This window comes from Aeromicrobium sp. CnD17-E (assembly GCF_024124745.1).
In the GTDB taxonomy this organism is placed as follows: Bacteria; Actinomycetota; Actinomycetes; order Propionibacteriales; family Nocardioidaceae; genus Aeromicrobium.
Map to the genome: position 1 here is coordinate 1 of NZ_JAMXRU010000096.1, position 12,132 is coordinate 12,132.

A 12,132-nucleotide genomic window follows, 5' to 3' on the forward strand; every position below is an offset into this window, starting at 1 on the left:
ACCTGGGCGGCGGTGGTGGGGCAGCTGGGTCGCCCGCTCGTCGCCGCTCCCCCGCCGTCGCCGGGGCCGGTCCTGCTGCACCGCGTCGCCGCCGCGGTCGCCGAGCAGACGGCGGCCTGCGCCGGACCGGACCGTCCCGAGACGGTGGGCGGCGTGCTCCACCTCCGCGGACGCGAGGTCGTGCGGGAAGTCGTCCCGGTCCACGAGGGCTGCACGAGCCTGCTCCACCGGGACGCCTGAGCCGATGGCACCTATCCTGGGAGACGTGGAGCCACAGGAGCCGGACGACGCCGCCGACGACCGCGGCACTGGCCGGCGCAGTCGGTCGTCGCTCCCGGTCGGGGCGTTCACGCGTGGCGCGAAGCTTGCGGCCCTGCCCGTCGGGTTCGCTGGCCGGACCGCCCTCGGCATGGGCCGGCGGATCGGCGGCGCGCCCGCCGACGCCGTGCTGACCGAGGTGCAGCGGCGCACCGCCGAGCAGGTGTTCAGCGTGCTGGGCCAGCTCAAGGGCGGCGCCATGAAGATGGGCCAGGCCATGAGCATCTTCGAGGCGGCGCTGCCCGAGGAGATTGCGGCGCCCTACCGCGAGACCCTCACGCGTCTGCAGGACGCCGCCCCGCCCATGCCCGTCGACGTCGTGCACCGCCAGCTGGCCGCCGAGCTGGGCGCCGACTGGCGCGACCGGCTCGTCGAGGTCGGCGACCAACCCGCCGCGGCGGCCTCCATCGGGCAGGTGCACCGCGGCCGCTGGCACGACGGGCGCGAGGTGGCCGTCAAGATCCAGTACCCCGGTGCGGCAAAGGCGCTGCGCTCGGACCTGCGCCAGCTGTCGCGCATCTCCCGGCTCCTCGGGGTCCTCGCGCCGGGCATCGACGTCAAGGCGTTGCTGCAGGAGCTCGAGGACCGTGTGGTCGAGGAGCTCGACTACACGCTCGAGGCGGCCGCGCAGCAGCGCTTCCACGAGGAGTACGCCGACGACGCGGAGATCTTCGTGCCGAGCGTCGTGCACGGGACCGAGCGCGTGCTCGTGAGCAGCTGGATGGAGTCCACCGGCTCCCTGGCCGACCTCATCCGCGACGGCAGCCAGGACGACCGCGACCGCTACGGCGAGCGGTACGTGCGGTTCCTGCTCACCAGCCCCGACCGCGTCGGGCTGCTGCACGCCGACCCGCACCCCGGCAACTTCCGTGTGCTGCCCGACGGACGTCTCGGCGTCGTCGACTTCGGTGCGGTGGCGCACCTGCCCGACGGGCTGCCTCCCGCGCTCGGCCCGCTCCTCACCGCGGCACTGGCGGGCGACGCGCAGGCGGTGACCGACCACCTGCGCAGCGAGGGGTTCCTGCGTCCCGGCACGAAGATCGACCCCGAGGTGATGGCCGGGTACATCGCGCCGTTCGTCGAGCCGGCGGGCGCCGCGACGTTCACGTTCTCGCGGGCCTGGCTGCGCGAGCAGGCAGGCCGGGTCGGCCTGGGCGGCGAGGGCATGTCGACGTCGATGAAGATCAACCTGCCGCCGGAGTACCTGCTCATCCACCGCGTCTGGCTGGGTGGCGTCGGCGTGCTGTGCCAGCTCAACGCGACGGCACCGTTCCGCTCGATCCTGGAGGAGTCGATCCCCGGGTTCGCGCCGCCGGACTGACGCTCAGCGGAGCACGAGGCCGGCGGCCAGCACCAGCATGACGCAGCCGATCGCACCGTCGAGCAGACGCCACGCGCGCGGCTCCCGCAGCCAGCGGCCCAGGTGACGCGCGCCGAACCCGAGCGCCGCGAACCAGACGACGCTGCCCGTCATGGCGCCGACCGCGAACCACCCGCGGGCGTCACCGTGCGAGGCCGCGACCGACCCCAGCAGCACGACCGTGTCGAGGTAGACGTGCGGGTTGAGCCACGTCAGGGCGAGCGCGGTCAGCCCGACCCGCCTCGCTGACGGCCTCACCCGCACGGCCAGCCCGCCGGCCTGGACGTGGGCGTCGCCCTCGACCTCGAGCGACTCCCCCGACCCTGTCGCCGCCCGGCGCAGTGCGAGGACCGCGTAGCCGGCGAGGAACGCCGCCCCACCCCAGCGGGCCGCGTCGACGAACCAGGGCACCGACTCGACGAGCCGCCCCAGGCCGACGACCCCGACGGCGACGAGCACGACGTCGGAGAGGGCGCACACCGCGACGACCAGCCCGACGTGCTCGCGGCGCAGCCCCTGCCGCAGGACGAAGGCGTTCTGCGCGCCGATCGCGACGATGAGGGCGAGGCCGGCGCCGAGGCCGGAGAGCAGGCTGGTCACGCCGTCACGCTAGGGCGCAGCGATCTTCAGGACCAGCGAAGAATTCTTCAGGAGCATTAGTATGGCTTCATGTGGTCCGATCCCGTCGCCGTGCGCACCGTAGCCGCGGTAGTCGAGGCCGGTACCTTCGACGGCGCCGCCCGCGCCTTGCACGTGACGCCGTCCGCGGTGAGCCAGCGTGTGAAGGCCCTCGAGGAGTCGGTCGGCCAGCGCCTGCTCGTGCGCACGACTCCTGTGCGGCCGACGGCCGCCGGGGAGGTCGTGCTGCGCTACGCCCGACGTCTGGCCCTGCTCGACGAGGACGCCGCGACCGAGCTGGGCCTGGCCGAGGCACGCCTCCCCCGCCTCGCCGTCGCCGTGAACGCCGACTCCCTCGCCACCTGGTTCCTCGAGGCGGTGTCCCGGTTCACCCGCACGAGCGACGTGCAGGTGGAGCTGTACCGCGAGGACCAGACGCGCACGGCGCGCATGCTCGAGGACGGCACGGTGATGGCAGCCGTCACGGCCCGCGCCGAGCCGGTGCCCGGGTGCCGGGCCGTCCCGCTCGGCGCGCTGACCTACCGGGCGATGGCGTCGCGCACCTGGATGGACCGCTGGGCCCCCGACGGTGTCGGCGAGGCCGAGCTGCGGACCGCACCCCGCGTCGACTACGACCCGACCGATTCGCTCCAGGCCGACTGGCTCGCCGCGCACGACGTCGACGCGTCCCTGACCCCACGCCACCTCGTGCCGTCGCCGCACGACTTCGCGCGGGCCGTGTCCCTCGGTCTCGGCTGGGGCCTGCTGCCCGCCGAGCACGCCGCCACCCACGGGCCCGACCTCGTCGACCTCGGAGGTCCGACGATCCGCTCCCCGCTGTCGTGGCAGCGCTGGCGGACGCCGTCGGCCCTGCTCGACCGGCTGACCGACGTCGTAGTGACGACGGCCGCCGAGCGCCTCAACCCTGCTGGGCGATGACCTCGAGCACCGCCTCGCCGTACCGCTCGCGCTTCGTCTGGCCGATCCCCGGGATGCCGACGAGCCCGTGGGCGTCGGCGGGGCGCAGCTCGGCCAGGGCGAGCAGGGTGGCGTCGGTGAACACGACGTAGGCCGGCACCTTCGCCTCCGCGGCGGTGGTGCTGCGCCACTCCCGCAGACGCTCGAACACCGCTCGCGCGTCGGCGTCGAGCGACTCGAGCTCGACGTTGCTGCGCTTCTTGGGGCGCGGCACGACCGAGCCGCCGCGCGCCGGGTGGTCCGGCGGCAGCAGCGGGTCGAGGAACCGGGTGGGCTTGCGCCCCTGTCGCCCGCCGGGCTTGCGTGCCCGCGCCCAGGAGATGGTCAGGTGGCGCCGAGCCCGGGTGACGCCGACGTAGAACAGCCGGCGCTCCTCGGCCACGGCCTGCGGGGTGTCGGCGTGGGTGATGGGCATCATCCCCTCGTGCGTCCCGACGCAGAACACGGCGTCCCACTCCAGGCCCTTGGCCGCGTGCAGGGTCGCGAGGGTCACGCCCTCGGCCGTGGGCGCGTGGGCGGACTGCGCGCGACGGTCGAGGTCGGCGAGCAGCTCGGTGAGGCCGGCCTCCGGCTGGGACTCGGCGAGGTCGTCGGCCATCGTCACGAGCGCGTGCAGCGACTCCCACCGGTCGCGCGTGGCACCTGGACCCGACGGCGCGGTCTCGGTGTGTCCCATGCTCGCCAGGACCGCGCGGACCTCGTGCCCGAGTCGACCGTGGTCGGGGGCGTCGGCGTCGACCGTCGCGTCGGCCCCGTCCTCGCCGGCGCGCGCCGCACCGCGCAGGAGGGTGACGGCCTGACGCACCTCGGCGCGCTGGAAGTAGCCCTCGACCCCGCGGAGGGTGACGGGGACGTCGCGCTCGCCCAGAGCCTCCTCGAAGGCCTCCGACTGCGCGTTGATCCGGAACAGGACGGCCATCTCGCGGTAGGGCACCCCGGAGCGGTGCAGCCGGACGATCTCGTCGGCCACCGCGGACGCCTCGCTCGGCTCGTCGCTGTAGCCCAGGTATCGCACGGGCTCGGCCGGCGCGGCCTGCGCCTGCAACGGTCGGCCGTGGGCCTCGCCCCGGACGCCGTCGAACACCGCGTTGGCGACGGCCACGACCTGCGGGGTGGAGCGGTAGTTGCGCACCAGCGAGACCCGCTCGGCGTCGGGGTAGCGCTGGGCGAAGTCGGCGAGGATCTGCGGCGACGCCCCGGCGAACGTGTAGATGGTCTGGCGCGGGTCGCCGACGACGCAGACGTCGTCGCGGCCGCCGAGCCACAGGTCGAGCAGCGTCGACTGGAGCGGGTTGACGTCCTGGTACTCGTCGACGACGAACCACCGGTACTGGCGTCGGACCTGCGCGGCGATGCGCTCGTCGTCGGCGAGGATCGCGGCGGTGATGAGCAGGATGTCCTCGAAGTCGATGCGTCCACGCTCGCGCTTGACGTCCTCGTAGGCGGCCATGACCGCGGCGACCCGGCCCGCGTCGAGGTCGGCGACCTCGCGTCCGCGACGACGCGCCACGTCGGGGTAGTCGGCTCCCCGGACGTTGCTGACCTTGGCCCACTCCACCTCGGCGGCGAGGTCGCGGATGACGGCGTTGTCGGGTCGGCGGATGCCCTCACGGCTCGCGGCCTCCGCGACGAGGCCGAACTTGGAGCCCACGACCTCCGGCAGCTCGGTGCCGTAGACCTGCGGCCAGAAGTACCGCGCCTGGCGCAGCGCGGCGGAGTGGAACGTCCGGGCCTGCACGTGCGGCGCGCCGAGCTGGGCGAGCCGTCCGCGCATCTCGCCCGCGGCACGCGTGGTGAAGGTGAGCGCCAGCACCTCGGTGGGCACGTACAGCCCGGTCGCGACGCCGTAGGCGATGCGGTGGGTGATGGTGCGGGTCTTGCCCGTCCCGGCGCCCGCGACGATGCAGACCGGGCCGCGCAGGGCCTCGGCGGCGGCCCGCTGCTCGGGGTCGAGGTTCTCGAGGAGGTCCTCGGGGCTGGGCACGCGGGCACTTCTCCTCGGTCGGGGACGGGTCGGGGGCCGGGCAACCCGGCGGAGCGGGCGGAACAAGCCCGGCCGTGGTGTCGTTGACACCCGTGGCACCGGCGTCGTCGACACCGGTGCGACCAGCCTAGACCGCACAGGAGACAACGATGACCGGCGACTTCACCCTCTACTCGACCCCGTGGTGCGGCTACTGCCACCGGCTGAAGTCGCAGCTCCAGCGCGAGGGCATCAGCTTCGAGGAGGTCGACATCGAGCAGGTCCCCGAGGCTGCCGCGATCGTCGAGAAGGCCAACAACGGCAACCAGACGGTCCCCACCCTGGTGTTCGCCGACGGCACCGCCCTGACGAACCCCTCCGTCGCGCAGGTGAAGGCCCAGCTGGGCGTCTGACCCCCGCGACCGGGGTCAGGAGCCCTCCGGCAACCCCGGTGCGAGCGCGCGCTCGGGCTGAAACCGTCGTCTCACGCGGACACGGTTCATGAAATCTTGATGTCGCTGGAGCGTGCTCGAAACACCGGGCCAGGAACGTAGGGGCTTCACGATCCGGGCCCGTGGGGGACGCAGCGGTGGTTGCCCCTCCGTCGAGCGGGCCGTCGTCCCGCACCACGTCGGAGGCCCCATGACCCTGCTCAAGCACCCCGCTACGCAGATCGGCGCAGCCGCCCTGCTCGGCATCGTCTTCGGTCTGGCCGTCGGCGACTGGGCGGCGAACCTCAAGTTCGTCGGCGACCTGTTCATCCGGTTGATCCAGATGTCGATCGTGCCGCTGGTGATGGCGTCGGTGATCGTCGCGACGGCCGGGATGAGCGGGAGCGGCACCGGGCGGCTCGCGGCGCGGACCTTCGGGTGGATGATCGGCTTCTCCTGCGTCGCGGCCGTCCTCGGGTGGGCCCTCAGCAGCCTGATCGAGCCGGGTTCGGGGATGACCTTCGACGGCCGGCTCGACCCGGCGCTCGAGGGCTCCGCCCAGGCCGCTGCCGACACGGGATGGCAGCAGACCCTCCTCGGCTTCGTCTCCACCAACGTCTTCGAGGCGATGTCGACGGCGACCATGGTCCCGATCATCGTGTTCTCGCTGCTCTTCGGCCTGGCGCTGCGGACGACCATCACCCAGACGGGCAGCACGCTCGTCCTGGACGTGCTGTCGAGCGTCCAGCAGGTCGTGCTGACGATGATCCAGATCGTGATGCGGGTCGCACCGATCGGCGTCTTCTGCCTGCTCGCCGCCCTGGCCGGCGACGTCGGCTTCGCCGTCGTCACGACGTCCTTCGCCTACCTCGGCACGACGGCGCTCGGCGTGGTGCTGCTCCTGGTCCTGTTCGTGACGGTCGTGGTGGCGCGCACCGGCATCAACCCGACGCGTCTGCCGCGCAAGGTAGCCGACCAGACCGCCATCGCCGTCACCACCACCAGCTCCGCGGTCACCTTCCCGACCGTCCTGACGACCGCGATTGACAAGATCGGCGTGGGCCCGCGGGTCGCCAACTTCACCCTCTCGGTCGGCCTCACCATGGGCTCCTACGGCGCCGTCCTCAACTACGTCGTCGTGGTGATGTTCCTGGCGCAGGCGGGAGACGTCCAGCTCGGGTGGGGCGACATCGTGCTCGGCATGGCCCTGGCGGTCCTGCTGAACATGGGCACCATCACGGTGCCGGGCGGCTTCCCCGTGGTCGCCACAGTCCTGGCGACGTCACTCGGGCTCCCCCTGCAGGCCGTCGGCCTCCTCATCGCCGTCGACTGGTTCACCGGCATCCTGCGGACCTTCCTGAACGTCAACGGCGACACCCTCGTCGCGATCCTCGTGGCGAACGCGGAGGGCGAGCTGGACCGTGACGTCTACGACGACCGCGCCCTCGTCGACGCCCGCGACGCGGACGCGGACGTCGTGCAGGGTGCCGAGGTGACGTCGCGGGACCGGTGAGGGTCGACCGCTGGCCGCAGGGCCGGCGTCGAGGTCAGTACCAGCCGGCAGGGATGCGCTCGCCCAACCAGCTCTCGATGAGCCAGCTGGAGATCGAGACGCCGCTCGGCGGGAGCAGCAGCGTGCCCGCCTCGCCCTGCGCGAGCAGCTGCTCGCGCGTGACCCACTGCGCCGCCGCCATCTCGACACCGTCGACCTCGATGTCGGTGGCCGTCGCCCGACCGAAGAAGCCGACCATGAGGCTCGCCGGGAAGGGCCACGGCTGGCTGCCCGCGTAGGCCACCTCACCCACGACGACACCGGACTCCTCGGCCACCTCGCGTCGGACGGCGTCCTCGAGCGTCTCCCCGGGCTCGACGAACCCCGCGAGCGTCGACCAACGGCCCTCCGGCCAGCTGGCCTGGTGCCCGAGGAGCGCGCGGTCCTGGTCGTCGGTGACGAGCATGATGACGGCGGGGTCGGTGCGCGGGAAGTGGTCGGTGCCGCAGACGGTGCACCGACGCAGGTGACCGGCCGACCGGATCTCGGTGGACCCGCCGCAGCGCGGGCAGAACGGGGTGGCGGCGAGCCAGCGCGCCATCCCGACGGCGTGGACCGCCAGGGAGAGGTCGTCGGCACCCAGCAGGGGCGCCAGGACGCGGATGCTCACCGGCGTCAGGTCCTGTGGCACGCGCTCGACGACGACGGCGGCGTGCGGCACCCCGTCGAGCTCGCCGAGGAAGATCCAGATGCCCTCCGGCGCCTCCTCGCGCGGCACCCAGCGCAGCGCGGGCCCGTCGACCGTGGCGACGTGCTCACCACCCAGCACCAGCACGCGCACCCCGGGACCTTCCCAGGCGTCGTCGGCCCGCAGCAGGCCCGCGCGGTCGTGGCGGGCCCGGTCGAAGGCGAACGGCGGGGTCGCGGACGAGGTCGAGGCGCTCACCCTGCCAGGTTAGGCCCGGGGCCGTCGCCCGGCGCGAGCAGCGCCTCGAGCGCCTCGCGGTCGAGGAGGTCCTCGGGCGCGTACCGCACCACCGTGCCGAGCCGCACGTAGTAGAACGCACCCGACACGAGCGCCGGGTCGACGCCGTGCAGCTCGGCCCAGGCCACCCGGTACAGGCTGAGCTGCAGCGGGTCGGCGTCGGCCCGACGACTCGTCTTCCAGTCGACCACCTCGAAGCCCCGGCCGGCCGCCGTGGTCGTGGCGAACACGGCGTCGATGCGGCCGACCACCTGCTGGCCCGCCAGCAGCATCGAGAACGGCGCCTCGATCGTGTGCGGTGTGCGATGCCCGTAGGGGCCCGACTCGAACCGCTCGATGACGTCGGCCAGCTCGGCGTCGTCGGCGAGCTCGACGTCGCCCTGACCCGGCAGCTCCGTGGGCTCCAGCAACGGTCGCTGGCCGTAGTGCGACTCGACCCAGGCGTGGAACCGGGTGCCGAACCGCGCCGCACCCGAGGGCTGGCGAGGCATCGGCCGCGCCAGCGTGCGCGCGAACGACGACTCGTCCTGTGCCAGGGCCAGCACGGCCGTCGCCGACAGCGTGGACGGCAGCTCGACAGGACGCGCCTCGGCCTGCGCCGCCTCGGCCTCGGCGAGGAGGAGGTCGATCTCGAGCGAGAGCTCGGCCACCCGGTCGCCGGGGACCGGCAGCTCGGGCACCGGGGTCCCGCCCCCGTCGAGGGCGGCCAGGACCTCCGCGGCGAGCGCTCGCCGTCCGTCGAGAGCCGGCGGCTCCACCGGCCACGCGATCCCGTCGGCGAGCACGAGGTGCGGGTTGGTCTCGTCGTCGGCGGGCGGGTCCGCCCAGTGCAGCGGCGCGATCCCCTGCTCGGCCAGCCAGTCGCGCGTGGTGAGCAGGAAGTCCGACGGTCCGAGCGGCTTCAGCTGGGTGCGTCCCCACCAGTGACCGCTCACGACCACGCGCTCCTTGGCGCGGGTGTAGGCGACGTACCCGAGGCGCAGCTCCTCGAGCAGGTCGGCCTCGCGGCTCGCCGCGCGCAGCTCCTTGCCCGCGGTCGGCGTCCACTCCGCGAGGTCGGGCAGGCTCGCCGCGTCGCCACGCAGCGACGTCGGCAGCGCGCTGCCGTTCGTCAGCCAGCTCGGCCGGCCACGACCGGACGGGAACACGCTGCTCGACACGAGGGGCACGAACACCGCGCCCCACTCCAGGCCCTTCGAGCGGTGGATGGTCAGCAGCTTGACCGAGTCGGCCTCCGAGGGCGTCGTGACCTCCATGCCCTCGTTGAACTCCGACTCCGCCCGCAGGTAGGTCACCAGGCCCGTGAGCGAGGCGTAGCGGTCGGTGGCGCCGTAGTCGGCCACGGCGTCGAGGAACGTCGCGAGGTTGTCGGACGCGCCCTCGACGTCGCCGGCCTCGAGCTCGACGTCGAGGTCGAGCGCGCGGACGGCGCGACGCGCGAGGTCGAGCAGCGGCTCGCCCACGTGCGCACGGACGCGGTGCACCACCCGCGAGAGGTCGGCGAAGCGCTCGAGCGCGCGCGGGTCGTAGGGCAGGTCGCCGGGGTCGTCGAGCGCCTCGGCGAGCGAGACGACCTCGGTGGGGTCGGTGCCCTCGACCGCCCGCGCCAGCTCCTCGGCGAGCGTCGCGTCGTCCTGGGCGCCGTGCCCGCGTCCGCTCAGGGTCGCGGCACGTCGACCGAGGAGGGCGAGGTCACGGGGCCCGACGTTCCAGCGCGGCCCGGCCAGCAGCCGCAGCACCGCGGGGTTGGCCGTGACGTCCTCGACGACCTCGAGCAGCGAGACGACGTCGAGCACCTCCGGCTGCACGAGCAGCCCCGCCAGGCCGACGATCTCGAACGGCACGTGCGCGTCGCGCAGCGCCTTGACGATCTCGCCGTTCTCGCGGGCCACCCGCACCAGGACGGCGATGTCGGCCCAGGGTCGGCCCGCGTCGTGCTCGGCGACGACGCCGGCGACGAGCGCGGCGATCTCCTCGTCGACGGTGCGGTGGAGCGCGACGTCGACGCGTCCGGTCAGGTCGGCGGCCGAGACGAGCGGCGAGACCACGGACGACGACGCGTAGAACGGCTGCGCGAGGTGGTTGGCGGCGGCGATGACCTCCGGCGCGCAGCGTCGGGTCTCCACGAGGGCGAACTGACGACCGCGGCTGCCGTCGGCGGCCGGGAAGTCGTCGAGGAACTCCTCGAGGTTGCCGGTGGCGGCCCCCCGCCAGCCGTAGATGCCCTGCGCGGGGTCGCCGACGGCCGTGACGGGGAGTTCGGAGAACAGCGCCTGCAGCAGGTCGCGCTGGGCGACGGAGGTGTCCTGGTACTCATCGAGCAGGACGACGTCGTAGCGCTCGAGCATGGCGGCCCGGACCTCCGGAAGCTGCGCGAGCTGGGCGCCCCACGCCATCTGGTCGGAGAAGTCCATGACGCCGTCGGCCGCCTTGGCGACCCGGTAGGCCTCCACGAGGAGGCTGAGCTCGCTGCGCTTCAGCGCGGTCAGCGCGGCGTCGCGCAGCAGGGCCGGCTTGCCGACGGCCTCGAACTCCGCGACGACGGCGGCGTCGTGCCGGCGCAGCTCCTCGGGGCTGACGAGGTGCTCGGACAGCTGGGAGTCCAGTGCCATCACCTGGCCGACCAGCGTGGGCACGTGGGTGCCGATGAAGCGCAGCTCGCGGTCGTAGGCGGAGATGACGCGAGCCATCCGCTGGAACCGCGAGGCGTCGGTGACGACCTGCAGGTCCGGCTCGATACCGAGCCGCAGCCCGTGCTCGGTGATGAGCGACCCGGCGAACGCGTGGTACGTCGAGGCCGTCACGTCGCCCCACGGGTCGCCGGGGTCGGCGGGCAGGTGCTCCAGGCTCGCCCGGATCCGCTGCCCCAGCTCGGCAGCCGCCTTGTTGGTGAAGGTCAGCCCGAGGATCCGCTCCGGCGCCACGCCGAGGTGCCCGACGAGCCACAGCACCCGCGCCGCCATGACCGTCGTCTTGCCCGAGCCGGCGCCGGCGATGATGGCGCCGGGACGGTCGAGCCCGGCGGTGATGGCGGCGACCTGCGGCTCGGAGAACGGGATGCCGACGAGGTCGCGCAGGTGCTGCGGGTCACGGACGAGGCTCATGCCTGCTCCTCCCCCGCGACCGGCCCGCGCTGGCGCACCAGGATGCTGGCGCCGTCGTCGTGGGCCGGGCAGACCCGACGGAACTGGCACCAGCCGCAGGCGTTCGGCGACGCGGTGGCGACCAGCTGCTCCTCGGCGACGGTACGCACGCTGCGGCGCAGCTGCTCCACCGCGAAGAACGGCTGGTCGTCGCGGGGACCGTCCTGCGGCTGGACCTTGGGGGCGCCGCCGGCGTCGACGCGCAGCTGCACGAGCTCCGCACCGGCCGCGCGGCCGTCGGGGACGACGTCGGCGGTGGCGCCGTGCTCGACCGCGAGCTGGTAGACGCCGAGCTGGGGGTGCTCGGCGATGTCGCGCGAGGACGGCGGGTTCTTGGACGTCTTGAGGTCCACGACGTGCACACCACCCTCGTCGTCGACCTCGACCCGGTCCATCGACCCGCCCAGGCGGACGGCGCGGCCCTCGACCTCGACCTCGACGTCGAACGGGTGCTCCGCCGCGACGACGGTGCGCGGGTTCTCGGTGTGCCAGGTGGCGAACCGTCCGAGCGCCTCGACGGCGGCCGTCTTCTCGCGGGCGCCGACCCAGGGCGGGAGGTCGAGCTCGTGCCAGACGTCGTCGAGGTGCGCCGACATGGCGCTGACGTCGGGCGTGACCCCGGTGCGGACGACATCGGCGGCGATGGCGTGCACGATCGAGCCGAAGCCCTGGGCCGACGTGGTGGCGTGCGCGCCACGGGCCTCGTGGTCGAGGAACCACTGCAGGGGGCACTGCTCGAGCGCGGACACCTGGCTGCCCGAGAGCCGGATGGGTTGGTCGGCGGGCCGCAGCGGGGCGTCGGAGGTCGTGCGGGGCGCCAGCCCCCACCAGCGGTCGGGGTGGG

At 73.7% G+C, this 12,132-nt stretch carries 10 protein-coding genes; 5 read left to right on the forward strand and 5 right to left on the reverse strand.

The window, feature by feature from the left end; genetic code table 11:
* Both NH339_RS14710 and NH339_RS14715 read left to right on the forward strand, forming a co-directional pair.
* Positions 1–240: hypothetical protein (locus NH339_RS14710; RefSeq protein WP_253026658.1), on the forward strand; the 240-nt coding region annotated here is incomplete at its 5' end.
* Between the two features lie 25 nt (positions 241–265).
* Positions 266–1,639: an AarF/ABC1/UbiB kinase family protein gene (locus tag NH339_RS14715; RefSeq protein WP_253026660.1), complete on the forward strand. Its 1,374-nt coding sequence runs from the start codon at positions 266–268 to the stop codon at positions 1,637–1,639.
* 3 nt (positions 1,640–1,642) lie between these two features.
* On the opposite strand, the gene NH339_RS14720 is transcribed toward NH339_RS14715, so the two are convergent.
* Positions 1,643–2,278 (reverse strand): LysE family transporter, encoded by a 636-nt coding sequence (locus tag NH339_RS14720; protein WP_253026662.1) that lies wholly within the window; start codon positions 2,276–2,278, stop codon positions 1,643–1,645.
* A 69-nt stretch (positions 2,279–2,347) separates the two neighbouring features.
* Here NH339_RS14720 and NH339_RS14725 point away from each other — a divergent pair, with 69 nt between their 5' ends.
* Positions 2,348–3,235: an ArgP/LysG family DNA-binding transcriptional regulator gene (locus NH339_RS14725; RefSeq protein ID WP_253026664.1), complete on the forward strand. Its 888-nt coding sequence runs from the start codon at positions 2,348–2,350 to the stop codon at positions 3,233–3,235.
* On the opposite strand, the gene NH339_RS14730 is transcribed toward NH339_RS14725, so the two are convergent.
* Entirely contained in the window at positions 3,216–5,258 is a 2,043-nt protein-coding gene (locus tag NH339_RS14730; RefSeq protein ID WP_253026666.1) for an ATP-dependent helicase, read from the reverse strand. The two genes, NH339_RS14725 and NH339_RS14730, sit on opposite strands and share 20 nt — an antisense overlap.
* 149 nt (positions 5,259–5,407) lie before the next feature.
* Between NH339_RS14730 and NH339_RS14735 the strand changes: the two genes are divergently transcribed.
* Both NH339_RS14735 and NH339_RS14740 read left to right on the forward strand, forming a co-directional pair.
* The gene (locus tag NH339_RS14735) at positions 5,408–5,650 is read left to right on the forward strand and encodes a mycoredoxin (protein WP_067855885.1); all 243 of its coding nucleotides are present in this window, start codon (positions 5,408–5,410) and stop codon (positions 5,648–5,650) included.
* Between the two features lie 229 nt (positions 5,651–5,879).
* Positions 5,880–7,181 carry a dicarboxylate/amino acid:cation symporter gene (locus NH339_RS14740; protein ID WP_253026668.1) on the forward strand — a complete coding sequence of 434 codons (1,302 nt, stop codon included), beginning with the start codon at positions 5,880–5,882 and terminating at the stop codon, positions 7,179–7,181.
* 34 nt (positions 7,182–7,215) lie between these two features.
* Here the strand turns inward: NH339_RS14740 and nudC are convergent, their stop codons facing one another.
* From nudC to NH339_RS14755, 3 genes are all read right to left on the reverse strand, one after another.
* Positions 7,216–8,106, reverse strand: coding sequence for an NAD(+) diphosphatase (gene nudC, locus NH339_RS14745; protein ID WP_253026670.1), 891 nt, complete (start codon positions 8,104–8,106; stop codon positions 7,216–7,218).
* Positions 8,103–11,249, reverse strand: a complete 3,147-nt coding sequence (locus NH339_RS14750) for an ATP-dependent DNA helicase (RefSeq protein ID WP_253026672.1) — start codon at positions 11,247–11,249, stop codon at positions 8,103–8,105. The genes nudC and NH339_RS14750 overlap by 4 nt, the downstream gene beginning before the upstream one ends.
* On the reverse strand, positions 11,246–12,132 hold an 887-nt coding region (locus NH339_RS14755), incomplete at its 5' end, for a PD-(D/E)XK nuclease family protein (RefSeq protein ID WP_253026674.1). The genes NH339_RS14750 and NH339_RS14755, both read right to left, overlap by 4 nt.